The organism is Streptomyces agglomeratus, from assembly GCF_001746415.1.
Classification (GTDB): Bacteria; Actinomycetota; Actinomycetes; order Streptomycetales; family Streptomycetaceae; genus Streptomyces; species Streptomyces agglomeratus.
In genome coordinates this window covers 461,459-474,939 of sequence record NZ_MEHJ01000002.1, presented here as the reverse complement: position 1 = coordinate 474,939, position 13,481 = coordinate 461,459, and the positions used below count along the sequence as shown (strand labels likewise).

At 65.9% G+C, this 13,481-nt stretch carries 17 protein-coding genes; 5 read left to right on the top strand and 12 right to left on the bottom strand.

The annotated features are described in order from the left end of the window. Positions 1 to 324: 324 nt before the first annotated feature. The 6 genes from AS594_RS38830 to AS594_RS42340 all read right to left on the bottom strand — a co-directional run bounded on the left by AS594_RS38830 (position 325) and on the right by AS594_RS42340 (position 3,785). Positions 325 to 774 carry a hypothetical protein gene (locus AS594_RS38830; protein WP_069936137.1) on the bottom strand — a complete coding sequence of 150 codons (450 nt, stop codon included), beginning with the start codon at positions 772 to 774 and terminating at the stop codon, positions 325 to 327. Positions 775 to 870: 96 nt separating this feature from the next. Next, a complete protein-coding gene (locus tag AS594_RS38825) occupies positions 871 to 1,179 on the bottom strand; it encodes a hypothetical protein (RefSeq protein WP_069936136.1) in 309 nt (102 codons plus the stop codon). Between the two features lie 94 nt (positions 1,180 to 1,273). Further along, positions 1,274 to 1,672: a hypothetical protein gene (locus AS594_RS38820; RefSeq protein WP_069931048.1), complete on the bottom strand. Its 399-nt coding sequence runs from the start codon at positions 1,670 to 1,672 to the stop codon at positions 1,274 to 1,276. Beyond that, positions 1,669 to 2,517, bottom strand: a complete 849-nt coding sequence (locus AS594_RS38815) for an IS5 family transposase (RefSeq protein ID WP_069925183.1) — start codon at positions 2,515 to 2,517, stop codon at positions 1,669 to 1,671. Before AS594_RS38815 ends, AS594_RS38820 begins: the two co-directional genes overlap by 4 nt. Before the next feature lie 103 nt (positions 2,518 to 2,620). Continuing rightward, on the bottom strand, positions 2,621 to 2,920 hold the full coding sequence (locus AS594_RS38810) for a hypothetical protein (RefSeq protein WP_069936135.1): 300 nt from the start codon (positions 2,918 to 2,920) through the stop codon (positions 2,621 to 2,623). Positions 2,921 to 3,437: 517 nt separating this feature from the next. Beyond that, positions 3,438 to 3,785: a helix-turn-helix domain-containing protein gene (locus tag AS594_RS42340; RefSeq protein WP_079148924.1), complete on the bottom strand. Its 348-nt coding sequence runs from the start codon at positions 3,783 to 3,785 to the stop codon at positions 3,438 to 3,440. 213 nt (positions 3,786 to 3,998) lie between these two features. On the opposite strand from AS594_RS42340, the gene AS594_RS38805 reads away from it, so the two are divergent. Then, positions 3,999 to 4,730, top strand: coding sequence for a hypothetical protein (locus AS594_RS38805; protein ID WP_069936134.1), 732 nt, complete (start codon positions 3,999 to 4,001; stop codon positions 4,728 to 4,730). Positions 4,731 to 5,084: 354 nt separating this feature from the next. Here AS594_RS38805 and AS594_RS38800 read toward each other — a convergent pair whose 3' ends face one another. Further along, the gene (locus tag AS594_RS38800; protein WP_069936133.1) at positions 5,085 to 5,567 is read right to left on the bottom strand and encodes a DUF3515 family protein; all 483 of its coding nucleotides are present in this window, start codon (positions 5,565 to 5,567) and stop codon (positions 5,085 to 5,087) included. A 24-nt stretch (positions 5,568 to 5,591) separates the two neighbouring features. Here AS594_RS38800 and AS594_RS42335 point away from each other — a divergent pair, with 24 nt between their 5' ends. Then, entirely contained in the window at positions 5,592 to 6,113 is a 522-nt protein-coding gene (locus AS594_RS42335; RefSeq protein WP_079148922.1) for an RICIN domain-containing protein, read from the top strand. Positions 6,114 to 6,367: 254 nt separating this feature from the next. Here AS594_RS42335 and tpg read toward each other — a convergent pair whose 3' ends face one another. From tpg to AS594_RS38775, 4 genes are all read right to left on the bottom strand, one after another. Beyond that, positions 6,368 to 6,925, bottom strand: coding sequence for a telomere-protecting terminal protein Tpg (tpg, locus tag AS594_RS38790; protein WP_069936131.1), 558 nt, complete (start codon positions 6,923 to 6,925; stop codon positions 6,368 to 6,370). A 141-nt stretch (positions 6,926 to 7,066) separates the two neighbouring features. Then, positions 7,067 to 7,447: a DUF6009 family protein gene (locus AS594_RS38785; protein ID WP_069934155.1), complete on the bottom strand. Its 381-nt coding sequence runs from the start codon at positions 7,445 to 7,447 to the stop codon at positions 7,067 to 7,069. A 205-nt stretch (positions 7,448 to 7,652) separates the two neighbouring features. Beyond that, positions 7,653 to 9,251, bottom strand: a complete 1,599-nt coding sequence (locus AS594_RS38780; RefSeq protein ID WP_069936130.1) for a DNA primase family protein — start codon at positions 9,249 to 9,251, stop codon at positions 7,653 to 7,655. Beyond that, on the bottom strand, positions 9,248 to 10,285 hold the full coding sequence (locus AS594_RS38775) for a bifunctional DNA primase/polymerase (RefSeq protein WP_069936129.1): 1,038 nt from the start codon (positions 10,283 to 10,285) through the stop codon (positions 9,248 to 9,250). Before AS594_RS38775 ends, AS594_RS38780 begins: the two co-directional genes overlap by 4 nt. Positions 10,286 to 11,543: 1,258 nt before the next feature. On the opposite strand from AS594_RS38775, the gene AS594_RS47730 reads away from it, so the two are divergent. From AS594_RS47730 to AS594_RS38765, 3 genes are all read left to right on the top strand, one after another. Continuing rightward, a complete protein-coding gene (locus AS594_RS47730) occupies positions 11,544 to 11,687 on the top strand; it encodes a hypothetical protein (RefSeq protein ID WP_338120232.1) in 144 nt (47 codons plus the stop codon). Further along, on the top strand, positions 11,688 to 11,900 hold the full coding sequence (locus AS594_RS47725; protein ID WP_338120238.1) for a DUF6233 domain-containing protein: 213 nt from the start codon (positions 11,688 to 11,690) through the stop codon (positions 11,898 to 11,900). It abuts the gene before it with no gap. Between the two features lie 107 nt (positions 11,901 to 12,007). Next, a complete protein-coding gene (locus AS594_RS38765) occupies positions 12,008 to 13,381 on the top strand; it encodes a hypothetical protein (protein WP_069936128.1) in 1,374 nt (457 codons plus the stop codon). Here the strand turns inward: AS594_RS38765 and AS594_RS47030 are convergent. After that, positions 13,378 to 13,473, bottom strand: coding sequence for a TIGR02391 family protein (locus AS594_RS47030; protein WP_240509380.1), 96 nt, complete (start codon positions 13,471 to 13,473; stop codon positions 13,378 to 13,380). The genes AS594_RS38765 and AS594_RS47030 overlap by 4 nt on opposite strands. Positions 13,474 to 13,481: the final 8 nt, after the last annotated feature.

Below are 13,481 nucleotides of genomic sequence, written 5' to 3'. Positions count from 1 at the left end.
CCACATCGAAGAAGCTCAATGTAAGACTCCTCCCGCAAAGATCCCGATGGCGAGACGAACCTACGCGCGAGCTACCCAGATCCGCAGCGTTCGCAAGGACGCTGCCCTTTGGGGGGTAGCCGCCACACCCGAAGGACACCGCGTGAAAGCCCCGCCCCCCACATTGCTCGGGCTGGCACCGGCACGGGCCGCCGGTAGGGTCGGCCGGTGTGCAAGCGACAAGCCGGGGACGCAGCTTGTGATGACGAAGGCCAGCGGCAAGCACATCGGGCGTCAGGAGTTCTGTATCCGGGGCAAGTAGTTTCCGCAATGGGGAGGAGGGGGTCAGTCGAGGATGCTCCGGTCGCCCGGAGACTTCATGGCGAGGGTGAGGTGCCCGGAGGCCCACCAGGACAGGAGGTAGGCCGCAGGGAGGTGGAGGGTGAGCATGGCAAAGATCAGGTAGACGAAGCCACCGTCGACGGCATAGGCGAGTCCTTCGGATGCGGAGGCAGCGACGGCGACGACCAGCATGACTGCGGTGTATAGGGGGGCGTCGAAGACGGTGATTTTCCAGCGGGGCATGGCCGGGAGCAACTTGCGTGCCGTGGTCAGGGCCGCGAGTTCGGCGGCGATTAGTCCGGCGTCGTCCCAAGTGATCAGGCGAGCTGCTTGGAAATCTTCCCCGAACGCTGTGGTCAGGTGGTAGGCGACGTTGACCACTAGCCCGGTGAGCCAGGCGCCAAGGGTGACGATCGCGGCATAGGCGGCGGCGCTGCGGATGGGTGTGAACATGGACGAGTCCCCCTGTGCGACACAGGCCGGCGGGATGCCGGTCAATTACGCGACCAGCATCCCATCAACCTTTTGAACGCGTTCAACCGGGGTGGGTCAGTAGCCGCCGCTGTTGCCAGTGGTGCCGCGTTCGCACGCCGGCTGGGACAGGCACAGCAGGCTGCTCATCTTGGAGCGGTGAACGACCTTGGTGGAGAGCTTCTTGCCGGTGTAGCCGTACAGGTACAGCTCATGGTCGAGGGCCTGGCGATACCTTCCGGAGGCATAGAAGTCGCCGTTGCGGGCCAGACGCATATCGAAGGTGACGCCGATGCCGGCCCGGTGCAGTCCGGAGCTGGGGCAGAACGGATCGGTGACGTCGAGCGTTCCGCGCACGGTGCGGGTCTTGCCGTCGTGCCGGGTCATCGCGCGGAGGTCGATCTTCTTAGTGGGCGGTTCGTAAGACGATGTCCGTTTCTGGCTGAGGTGGGAGCAAGGCCGCTGGTGGAGGTTCTGTCGGCTATTGCTTCCTGGCGAAGTTGCCGGTGTCGGCCTCGGTGAGGATCCCGAGTTTGACCAGTCGTTTCAGCTTGGCGCGGGTGCCTTCGACGTTCTTCGGCAGCAGTTCGTGGCCAAGGGCTTCGCAGACGTCCTTGGCCCGTAGCGGCCCGGCTGCGTGGTTGAAGGCGTCGAGGATGCGGGGGTAGTCCGGGTGCTCGGGCAGATCCGGCGGGCCGGCCGGGAGCCGGTCGGCGAGGCCGATGACGGTCTTGCGGGTGATCGCGAGGTGCTCCAGGTGCGTCTCGGCCTCCCGCAACCGGGTCTGCAGGTCGTCCATCTGTGCGCGGAGGTCGTCGGCCAGGGCCTGGGCGGCGTCTTCCTGGAGGTCCAGGGCGTCGAGCAGGGGCCGGATGTTCACGCTGCCGCCGCCTGCGCCGTGCGCCAGGTGGGGGTGTTCGCGCCGGTGAGGCGTCGGGTCATGACGTGGGTCATCGCCCAGTAGACGCGGGAGGCGGAGGAGGAGGGGCGGTGCTCGTAGTCGCGGACCAGGCGCCGGTGCAGTATCAGGATCCCGTAGGTCTGCTCGACTCTCCACCGCTTCGGCTGCGGCACGAACCCCTTGTCCTGTGGGTTGCGTCGGACGATCTCGACGTCGATTCCCAGGCCGGCGCCGTGCATGACGACCTGGTTCTTGAAGCCCTGGTCGACCAGGGCTTTGCGGACGGTTTTGCCGGCGTGCTCGGCGACCTGGTCCAGCAGGACGATGCCCGCGGCGTTGTCGTGGGTGTTCGCGGCGAGGACGACGACCGCGATGACCAGGCCGAGGACGTCCACGGCCAGTCCGCGTTTGCGTCCGGGCACCCGCTTGGCCGGATCATGGCCGGTCGTGGCGGCGGGGACCCCGGCGGCCGCATGGACACTCTGGGTGTCCAGGACCACCAGGGACGGGTCCTCTAATCGGCGGGCTCGTTCACGGACCTGGCAGCGCAGGAGTTCATGGATGACCTGGTCGGTTCCGTCGTCCCGCCAGGCGGCGAAGTAGTAGTAGGTCGCGCTCTTGGGCGGCAGGTCGTGCGGGAGGTAGGCCCACTGGCAGCCGGTCCGCCCCTGGTAGAGGATCGCGTTCACGATCTCCCGCATGTCGTAGGCGCCCTGGTGGCCGCTGACCGAGCGGTGCCGGTCCTTCCACGCGGTGATCACCGGCTCGATCAACGACCACTGCTCGTCCGATAAGTCACTCGGATACCGCTTGCGTTCACTCACCCGATCACATCACCAGATCAACAACCGCGGACCGGCAGATTCCGCCCTGCCACCACACCATTAGGCGACAGCAGATCCACTTAAAGACTCACGAACCGCTCACTTAGGTAGTGCTGGCCTTGCGCTTGGCGACGAACTTGCCGGACTTGGCCTTGTAGACCTTGGTCCATCCGGTCGTCGGGAAGTACTCGTACTTGGACTTGTTCCAATTGATGATGCCGCGGACGTCAACCCGTTGGGAGGGCCCGGTGATCTTGGTGGAGTATCCGCGATTGTCGCCCCTGTACTTGTAGCCGGATGCGCTGCCCAGCGCCTTCGGGATGGTGGCCCACTTCTGGCGGATGAAGGAGCGCCAGACCACGACGGTCTTGGAGTACTTCTTCGCCTTACGCGCCCTCTCCACACCACAACCAGGCAGGGACAGCACCGCGTTAGGACGGAAACGAAACTGGGTATAGCCGCCGCCTTCGTCCGTTCGCCTCCGTCCTCGCTGGCAAAAATGCCGGTCCTGCCGTGACCATAGATGTGTACGACGTGCTTGACCTTCCTGACGCCGTGGCCGTGGTGGCCTGCGTCTTACCCGCGGTCTTCCACCTGCCCTGCCACCCAAAGGCTTCATCGGGACGGTCCCAGGGGACTGCTGCCGTCACGTATGGATCGGTCAGGCATAGGCAGCCCTTGCGTTGGCGCGGTTACATCATGCGAAGTCTCGGCGAAGTTGCCCACTTCTCATGTGCAACGCTCAACTAATCCGCTATGGAGATGCTGCGAGGACGCCTCGGCGACATGCGCGCACCTGCGGACGTCACTCGCTGGGACAGCTGAGGAGCGAGATGCATGCGCCAGGCACTGTCCACACAAGGCACCTACCGGAAGGTCGCGCCCGACCTTAAGTCGGAAGGCATGGCGCGACCCCGCAGTTATGCAGCAAACGCATTCCGGATGCCAGGCGGCAGCGCGAAGTGCCGACACGGGCAGCAAGAGTCGACGCAGAGCGTGCCGTGGGCGAGCACGGACAAGACTGCAACCTGCAGCCGAGTGTGCTGCCCGAGTTTATCCACTATACGGGCGATATGCGCCTTCACTGTCCGCTCTGCTATGCCAAGCTCACGCGCCAGCTGCCGATTGCCCAACCCCGTCCCTAGCAGGAGAAGGACTTCCTTCTCCCGGCCCGTCAGTTCCTTGAGCCTCCCGATCCCACTCACCGGAGCAATTCCGGTTCGCCGGTAGGCGCAAGCCACATCTGCCGCATCGGACCGTTTGGACATGCTGGTCCTCCCTGATGCCGCTGTTCCCAGCAGAGCCCCGCGCCCTGGGTGCGGCGGCGATCACGACCCAACCTATCCCCCACCACTGACAGGGGCACGCCAGTATCGCCAGGTCCCTGAAGGGCAGTGCCCCTAAAGACAATTTCGGCCAACTCAGCAAATCCATAGTGTCGTTCTGCGCAGTAGCGAACACCCCAACCACCAGGAGACACCATGCACAGCCGCATACCCACGCGCCGCCTCGCAGCCTCCGCCGTCGCTGGCACCGCCGCCCTCGCAGTCCTCGCACCGACCGCATCCGCCATGGAAGCCAACGCCCCTCACCACACCCAGACGGTCGCTCAGGTCCAGGCCAAGCCGACCGCCCAGCTCACCGTCAAGAGCTACACCACCTACCTCAAGCAGCAGAAGACACCCGAAGCCAAGAAGACCCTCAACGCGTTTGCCAAGCTCCCGGCCGGCAAGCAGGCCAAGTTCGTCAAGTACCTCCAGAACCGGGACATCTACAAGGCCCTTATCGACCAAGCCAAGGGCAACCTCAACCGCAAGCTCAAGGTCGTCGACCCCTACAACCGTGACGTCAAGTTCGTCACGGAGGTCACCGCCAAGACCCTCAAGGGCAAGAGCACCAAACAGATCTCGTTCACCGTGACCGAGACCATCTTCGGTATCCCGGTCACCAGCGAGACGCTCAACCTGCGCTATCAGGTCTTCAAGGGCAAGGTCACCGGCACCCCGAGCGCCAACAGCGAGATCAAGAACGTCAACGCCGCCATCACCCTCCGCAAGGGCAAGGTCGCCCGCACCGGCCACACCGGTTTGGCCACAGCCTCCACGGTCTGGAAAGCCGTCCCCCGAGTGAAGTCCTTCGGCAAGGGCGTGGACAAGGTCCAGGAGATCACCGCCAACACCCGCAACTGGAAGGCCAAGCTCGCCAACCGCTGATCCGCCACCTGCCGCATGGATGGCGAACGGTCACCTGCAGAGGGGAGCGCCCGGTGCGAGAGCTTGGTCAACAACGACATCCCTAAGGCGCTCTCAGGCGCCCAATCTCCTGGCCATATGACGGTCTTGCCGGGTCTTCTCTTGCGCAGGCCCGTTGTCGGCCTTTCCTCGCTTGCGGAAGCACCGATGCTCCGACATCAGACGCAAGGGCAGGACCACTTGCCGGAGGCATCGCTCCAGCTCTCGCGATCGTTTGGCGAGCCACTGATTTATGAACTGTCGCGGGCAAGGCGCCCCCGCGCCTAGGTTCGAACAGCAATAGAGCGGGCTTGTTGCCGACGCAAAAAGTGAAGGTCACAGGTCATCAGCGTTCAGGCACTTCGTGTACTTCTTGATCGGCTCAACCAGTTTGGACAGGTCGACCAGGACGGTGTCGATGGCGGTGACCTCGTCAGAGACCACGGCCTCCACAGCCGGCGTGCGGCCGTACGTGATGATCACTTTCTTGCCATTTTCGGAACGGCCCTCGCGGAAGACCCAGTCCACGCCATTGACGGTGGCGCACGGATCGAGGGTCGGGGCAGGCGGCGTGAGTCCGCATCGCAGCACGACCGCGTTGTCGCCCCACACCGCGACTCCAGGGCGTCCGGAAAAGCTCAGCTTCTGCCCGGCAAGACGATCGGGGTAGCGGGTAGCGGCCTGCTCGCATTCAGGCCGCTCTGCTCGCGGGGCTGACGCGATGCCGTACCCAGGCTCACTCATATGACGCGCCACCAGCGAACCAACCAATAGGGCACCGATCGCCGCCGCGACAACGGCGATCCGCGTCCGGGACATACGCACCACAGAAGGGAACCTCTCGTGAAGAAGACAGCCCGTACGCTCGTTCTGGCCGCATCGGCCACCGCGATCCTCGGTAGCGGAGTAACTCCGGCCGTGGCCGCGGAGACGGGGACTACCGGAAGCTACACCAACGTCCGCTTGGCCAAGGTGTGGGGGACCCCTCCTGGCAAGGACGTGTGCATCTCCAACGATGGCAAGAAGAGCAGTGGCGCCGTTCTGATAATTCGGCGGTGCGGTAGCGGCTCGGAGCAGCGTTGGACGCTGAAGAGCGACAGCAGGGGTTTCTACACGATCAAAAACAAGAAGTCCGCCAAGTGCATGGGCGTGACTTCAAAGGCGTCGGGCACACAGGTCAAGCAATACGGCTGCAGCTCTTCCTCTACGAAGCAGCGCTGGGCACTACAGGGCAGCAAGATCATTAATAAGTGGTCGGGAAAGGCCCTCACCGCCGAGACCAGCAGCAGCGGCAGGAAGCTGACCATCACCAAGTACAACGACAGCAACAGCAAGCGCGTAAAGCAGGAGTGGGGACTGAAGTAGGCCCGAAGGCGTCATAGCTCCCGGCGTGCTCGATTGCGAGGCCGCCCCTGGCAAGCCCGCGGTACGTTCCGCCTGGCCCGGCCCCGCATCGCGGAGCCGGGCCAGGCGTTCGACGTCGCAACGCGGTGGTGTCATGCGACTGCCGAGCTGTACGCGCGCAGCAACGGTTGGACCGGGCCGGAACACGGAGCGCGTAGGAGTACCGAGCACGTAGTCCAGTATCCGGGGACCGTCGATCTCTTCTCGCAACCCGACTAGTAGTTCAGCTCGATGTAGTCGATGTCGGTGAACTCCACGGACAGGCCTTCCGCGCGGCGGCCGCGGTCACGGAAGTAAATCTCCTGCAGTCCCTCGGCGGCGATCTGCCGCAGCGACTGCTCCCCGGCGCCGGCGGCCTGGGCTTGGAAGAGCCGGCTTGCGTACTCGGGCGGCAGGGCCTGGGTGACGAGCCGGATCCGGGCGTCGTCCGTCGTACCGGGCGCCGCGGTGAACCCGAATCTCGCCCGGGTCTCGATCACAATGCCGGTCGACGTCGCGGCGTGCTTCTTCGCCCGCTCCCGTACGCGCGGCTGCCAGTCCTTGCGCACCTCTGCGACGAGGCGGGCGGCCAGATCGGGGCGGGGCTTCTTGATCTGGCCGGTGAGGTAGCGCTCCACGGTGCGCTGGGAGATGCCCAGGCGCTGCGCGACCGCGCGGGTGGAGCCCTTCTCGCGCTTGACGAGGAACCGGACCTGGGCACCGGCGGACTTCGGGATCGGGCGAGTGAAGACGTTGGCCGCAGCCTTGTCCAGGCTGTCACCGATGATGCCCATCCGAGCGCTCCTTTCTACAGGCACATCGTGATCACCCTCGCGGGTTCACGGCAGGGGCGATCAGTGGGCTGTCAGCCCTGGGGCTGGCGTGGCGGCGACTGGCACAGCGCGGTGCCGGCCGAGGGCGAGGGGCGCTGGCTCCTAGGGCAGCGCTATGGCTGCGGCAGTGCCTCGCTGGGACCGGGGGGTCTTGTCTCCGACCTTTTTCGGCGCGATGGTGCGGGGGTCCACCGCTTCGCCTGGCGCTCCCACGCTGTAGGAGCCCTCGGGTTCGGTGTCGCGGTCGTGCGGGAGGAGGAAGAACACGCGGCGTTTTTGGAGGCCGCTGTCGGGGTCGGCCTCTGCGCTGTCGTCGAGTTCGGTGTAGCCGACCAGTCGCCCGTCACGGGCGTAGCGGGGTTTGCCGCGGCGTCGGGGGGTCTTGTCGAGGGCCTGGCGTACGTAGTCGAGGTTGTCGGGGCTCTCGAGCCATACCACTGCGTTCTCGTGGGCGAGATCGCTCTCGTTCAGTAGCGAGCTCATGGCCGCAGCCCCTCCTCATGACGTCCGACCGTGTGGTGGTCGTGGTTGCTGTGTGCGCTCCTTGGCTTCTGGTTTGGGAAGCCTGCCAGCCGGTGGTGCGCGAGCGGTGTGAGGTCGCCTGCGGGGTTCCGGCCTGGGGTGGGGGTGGGAACGCGGTGTTTATCGTACGGCTGTCCTGCCGGGCGTCCCAATGGGTCTGCGGTCGTCATCGGCTGTCAGCCCCGTTCTCGGGCGGGACGTCGTCGGTGTCGGTGAGCAGTCCGAGGCCGGGGTAGTACTTTCTGCCGCTGGATTTCATCATGTCCGCGGGTGAGGCGAGGCCGAGCTCTTGGCGGATGCGACTGGCGAAGGAGCGGGAGGTGGCGGGGCGGATGCCTTCGCCGGCGTTGCACCAGGTGCAGTAGGTGGCGTAGAGGAGTCCCTGTTCTACGCGGACCTCAGCGGCGTTCTCGGGCCTGTGGGTGCAGCACTCCTTGATGAAGCGGCCGATGTGGTCCTCGGTCGATTCGTAAGCCTCTGTGGCCAGGCGCACCGAGGCGGGGCCGGTGAGGGGGTCGCGGGTGCGGAGGTAGCTCTGGGCGCCCTCTATGAGCCAGTGGAGGATACCGGAGCCTTCGTCGCGGACGAGTTCGAAGGCGAGGTTGTCGATCTTGCGGTGGTTGGGGACGACGCGCTCGAAGGGGATGAGGCGGATACGGCGCCAGAAGGCGTGGCCCCCGGTGCCGACTTCCGGGCGGTGGTTTCCCAGCAGCCAGAGCTTGTGGGTGGGGGCGAAGGAGAAGTAGTCCTGGCGCATGCGGCGGGCCTTGATGCGGTCGCCGCCGGTCAAGAGCTTGACCCGGGATTCGTCGAACTTGTCGTTGGGCTTGAGCTCGCTGCACACCATGATGCGGCGCCCGTGCAGCTCGGTGAGCTCGGTGGAGTGCTCGGCGAACTTGCCTTTCTCCATCAGGAACCCGGGCGGGGCGGCATCCGCGTAGTCGCCCAAGACCTGGATCATCACGTCGAGCAGTACGGACTTGCCGTTGGCGCCGGCTCCGAAGAGGAACGGCAGGACCTGGGCGCCGACGTCGCCGGTGATGGAGTAGCCGAGCAGCAGGTGCAGGAAGCGGATGGTCTCCTGTCCCTTGGCGTCGTCGCCGAAGGTGTCGTGCAGGAAGCGCTGCCAGCGCGGGGTCGGCATGTTCTCGGGGCCGACGCTCGTGGCGCGCGAGTGCATGTCGCGGCAGGGGTCCGGTTTGCGCAGCTCGCCAGTGTGTAGGTCGACGACCCCGGCGGGGGTGCACAGGGCGTAGGGATCGCCATCGAGGACGTCGGGGTCGAGGGTGAGGGCTGGGGAGGCTTTGGCCTGAGTGAGGAGGGCCTTCATGCCCGGGGTCGACATGGTGCGGCGCCGGTGCAGGTGCACTTCTCGGTCGGAGAAGACGCCGCGGGGGTCGGTGACCGGCATCTGCTCGGCCATGTCACCCGCCGCCCACAGAGCGGCCTTCTCTCCGCCGGTGCGCTTCCAGCGGTATTGGTCCCACGAGTACCAGCCGAGCCCTTCAACGTGACGGAACTGGTCGCTGTAGAGCTGAGCGAACAGCTTCGCGTTGCCGCGGTCCGTCAGTATCGCCGGCAGCAGCCCAGCCTCGGAGTGCGCTGGTGTTGCGTGCACACGGGTGGAAACGGCTGCGGCCTGCTGAGAGGGCAGGCTCGCGGTTACCACGCCGTCGCTCTGCCGGGCTTGTTCCTGGAGTGTGAACTCGAGCATCTGCTGAGCGGCGGCAATGGCGTCGAACCTCGGGCTCTCAGCGCTGCTCATGGGTGTCCTTGGAGATGGAGCGGGCGGGTGGCGCCTGCGGCGAGGGCGGAATCGATGATCGTGCGGTTGCGCTGGATCTGATGCGGGCGGGCCGACTGCGCTGCTTCCTCCAACAGTTCACTCGCTTCGGCCTCAGTCAGGTGGCCTGCGGCGGTGAGGCCTCCAGCTGTGTAGGCAGCTCGGTTGAGCTTCTCCGTAAAGCTGGCGCCGTGCGGGACGACTGCGCATGCAGTGACTTCCGTGAGCAGGGGGTCGAGCAGCCGGTGGGCTTTTGTGGGGCTGCGGCGTGCGGCCTTGCGCGGGATGGGGAGGGCAGTGGGGCGCGGCCGGGTATCGGTCAGGATGTGGCCGGTGCGCCCTAGTTCCTGTGCGAGCCAGGCCGGGAGGGGGCCGGGGAGTCGGGCCGGGCCCACGGGGGTGTACGTGCCGGCCGGGGTGCGGTTCATGGGCGCGACGATGTAGCCGTTATCCGCTCGGATATCCACCTGCCAGGCGAGCGCGACCTTCGGGCTTGACCCTGCCGACGAGCGGTAGCGGACGCCGTCATGCGGAATCGCGTACCAGATGTGCAGGCCGCCGGAAGGCGTCCGTACTCGCAGTGTCTGCTCGTTCTCGGCGGGGTTCGGTTGCTGTCGGAAGGCGGCCAGCAACGCGAGGGTGTCAAAGCCAGAAGTGAGACCGGTGAGGTCGACCTGCTCGGGGATGGGGATGCCTGGCAGGAGACGGTTGCGGTCCGGGACTTCAGCGCAGTGCGCATCGACATCGATGACAACCAGCCGGGCAGGGCCACAGGCGACGCCCACCCCCATGCCCGGGGCTTCTTGCCACCAGGCGTCGATACGGACCGGGTCGGTTGTGGCCGCGTGAAAGCCGTGGCACCAGCGGCCGGCAGCCCTGCACGAGCATTCCTGGACCGGGTGCCAGCTCTCGGAACATCCCGGGCAGTTCGCAGCCGGGGTCTTCCGGCCAGGAGCGAGCGGGTGGACCGGCCACCCGTTCTCGACGCACCAGCGGGCAACGGCGTGCGGCCTCACAGTCCCTGACGGGGCTGTGGAACTGCTTCTACCGTGGCGCTGCACGCGAGAATCCTAGTCGAGGGTCTGTGGCTATGCGTTCGGTCCAGGAGGAAAATCCCAGTTCAGCGGCCTTTCAGTGCCCCTACCAGAGACTGTAGGGACTGAGTTTCCGCATGAGGTTCAGATGCTAGCGCAAGCCGTCGCCCGGGCTGTTCTTGTATCAGATCTTCAGTCCCTTGAGTCCCTACGAGTGCGAGGTTTGGCGCATTTTGCACCTGATGGGCAGTCCGAGGAGGACGGATAACGGCCTTCACCCCCGAGCCCTCTGACTAGAGGCAACTTGACCGAACAGCTGAGTCAGGGGTTGAACCTCAAGGGCTGGCAGTTTCAGTCCCTTGTGTTCAGTCCCCCATGAAAATGCAGGTCAGAGCAGGGACACACTCAGGACCAGGGACTGAAGGGACTGAAAATCTCAGTTATGAACTGCCCAGCGTTCCTACTGCCTTACCTTGCGCGCACATACACACGCACACACAATTGGATGCAATCCTCAGGTTGGGTCCCTTCAGTCCCTTGGCGCTCGAGAGCAGGGCTCTGACCTGGCGCTTTACGGAGGGACTAAATCGGAGGGACTGAAGCTGGGACGAGCACGGTCCCTAAGGTGGCTCACCGGTGCCCCCGCTGCCGGCATGCCCTAACTCAGTTTTTCCTCGCGAGGGGACGTGGCCCGCCCCTCGGGATCCTGCAAGGCGTCAAAATGCCGGAGAGGGCCGCACATCGTCAGGAAGGATCACGTGAGCAGGGCGGGCGAGGCTGGACGTCAGTACTGGTGGCGGCGGGTGAGTTTGCCTGCGAGGAGCTCCGCTCTTGCGCAAAACGGGTGTCGCGGTTCGAATCTGCCGGGTGCCGCTGCTGTTCTTCGTGCAGCCAGCGGCGGGTCTGTCGAGCTGCTGGAGCTGGACGCGCTCCATGTACGGGCCGACCGACCGCCCTGTACAAGCGGCTGCCGTACTCCGTCAAACCGATGGAGGCCTGGCAGCGTCCCGAGGGCTACTGGCTCGCCACCTCACGCGCATCCCCGGACTCGCCGGGCTGATCGGAGCCGGAGCAGCAGGAGGTCGCCATGTTGCGGGAAGGGGAAGGCGACCTCACGAGTGTGATCCTCATGCACGCCTTCTGGAGCGAGGTCCCCGGGCCGGAACGGCTCGATGTCCCGCTCCCAGCTCAAGCACGCCCTCGAACGTGAGGACGGCGAGGGCCAGGAGGCGGCGTAGTCGTGGCGGACACGCCACCCAAGGAGTCGCCGCCCATCACCGTGGTCCTGCCCGACGGGCAGGAGGTCACCGGCCGCCTCCAGGACGCCCCTGACCACGTGAAGCCCGTGCCCGGCGTCTCGTACGACGATGTCCCCACGACCTGACTGCCGCCGCCGTCGACGGAGCAGCAGATCCTTGGGGAGCGCCGGCCGTCGGGCTGGGTCCTGCAGAAGCTGGACGGCGGCCGCGGTCCCGGCCGTGAGGTCATCCACGCAGTCGACTGCGAGGAAGCACCTGCCGGGGCGCCGAAGCTGACTCTGAACCAGGCGCTGGACCTCGCGGAGGATTCTGGGACCCCGGCTGTGCTTCCTGTGTAGCGCGGCAGAAGAACTTGATTCCGTACGCAGGGGTTTCGAACATGGCTTCGGCTGCTCGGAAAACGACAGCAGGGGAACGCAGTGATCGCCACACTTGCAGGATGAGCTTGTTCCGCGCCGACTCCTACAGCCCCGACGACATGGTGATGCACCCTCGCCATCAGGCGATGCAGCCGGTCCTGGTCCAGCTCATCCAACAGCTCCGCGACTGCGAGACGGTGGAGGCCGGGGTCGATTTTCAACGCGCCCTGCTCACGTGCCTGCTGGAGGTGGAGAAGGACCGCTGGGAGTTCAAGCGTGCCGTCACCCGGATGCGCAACGGCAAGCAGCCGCACCTGCAGGCCCCGGAGCTCCAATCAGGCCGCGACCCCGCCGACATTGCGACCTGGCGTTTCGAGCACGACGTGTGCGAGCGGCTGGCCCGCCAGTTGCGCTCGGTCGGTGACGCGCTGGCCTGGCGCGTCTTCGACTTTCACCGCCCGTTCATCCTCGCTCTGTGCCGCAACCAGTCGCCCGGCCCGATGTACGGCAAAGCGGGGCTGGCAGCAGAACTCGAACACCTCGAGAGGGCCTGTAAGGAGGACGATGCTTTCGCGCTTTTGCACGACCTGACCAACTGCCTGCGCATCGGCGACATGACGGTATGGGACGGTGTGCACCCGCCCCGCACGGAAGAGATCAAGACCAACCCGAAGAACAGCAAGAGCGCGCAGCTACGGCGGATCAACCAGGCCCGCGGAGCGGTGCTGGACGGCGGGCCGCTGCCAGGGACCAACGCCTCAGAGCTTCTCTACGACCTGAACCTGCCACTGCGCACGCACCTGGACGTGCTGCGCGATGCCCTGGAGCGGGCCGCGACCGAGGGCATTTACGCCACCGCGGTGCCAGGCAGCCGGGCCCTGTTCGTCGTCGACCAGTACGGCTGCTCCCAGCAAGGACTCTCCGCCGCGCAGTTCAACGAGCGCCTTCAGCGGACAGTCGGCACCGCCCTGCAACGGGCAGGGATTGCGGCCGGCCGCGAGGACTACAACATCAACGCCACCAGCCTCGACAGCACGGCACGCGACCCGCTGCGGGTGCCCTGGGCCAACTACCCGCTGCATCCGGTGGCCTGTGCCCGCTTGATCGGCGACTACGCCGTGGCGACTGTAGAGACCTCCGGTCCCGTACTGACCCGCCTGCTACAGGCCGCCGGCCTGGACGCGCGCTGGGTCCGCCCGCCGGGCAATGCGGACCTCCAGCAGGGCGAGGTCATCATGGAGATCCACCAGCAGGAACAGCTGCGGTCCGTGGCCCTTCCGGGCGGTCTGACGATGACGCGGGGATGGACGCTGCAGATGCGCCGGTCCGAGCTGGACCGCTATCTGATTGAGCTACTGCAACCAGGCTCGTGGGTCGCGGGTATCAAGGGTGTCCTCGCCGCACGGCAGGCCGGGCGGCCGTGGCCTCACTACCGCAACGAGCACGAGATTTGGGTCTAGGCGGCGCGCTCCACAGCGCACTGCTCGATCCAGCGGGCGAGGACGCTCAAGGTCGCCAGGTGCTCCAACGCCTCCTGTTCGGTCCAGGTCACCTCATCTC

Coding starts and splice junctions, on each gene's coding strand:
- AS594_RS38830 (WP_069936137.1), bottom strand. CDS start 774: ATGTTCACACCCATCCGCAGCGCCGCCGCCTATGCCGCGATCGTCACC.
- AS594_RS38825 (WP_069936136.1), bottom strand. CDS start 1,179: ATGACCCGGCACGACGGCAAGACCCGCACCGTGCGCGGAACGCTCGAC.
- AS594_RS42340 (WP_079148924.1), bottom strand. CDS start 3,785: ATGTCCAAACGGTCCGATGCGGCAGATGTGGCTTGCGCCTACCGGCGA.
- AS594_RS38805 (WP_069936134.1), top strand. CDS start 3,999: ATGCACAGCCGCATACCCACGCGCCGCCTCGCAGCCTCCGCCGTCGCT.
- AS594_RS38800 (WP_069936133.1), bottom strand. CDS start 5,567: ATGTCCCGGACGCGGATCGCCGTTGTCGCGGCGGCGATCGGTGCCCTA.
- tpg (WP_069936131.1), bottom strand. CDS start 6,925: ATGGGCATCATCGGTGACAGCCTGGACAAGGCTGCGGCCAACGTCTTC.
- AS594_RS38785 (WP_069934155.1), bottom strand. CDS start 7,447: ATGAGCTCGCTACTGAACGAGAGCGATCTCGCCCACGAGAACGCAGTG.
- AS594_RS38780 (WP_069936130.1), bottom strand. CDS start 9,251: ATGAGCAGCGCTGAGAGCCCGAGGTTCGACGCCATTGCCGCCGCTCAG.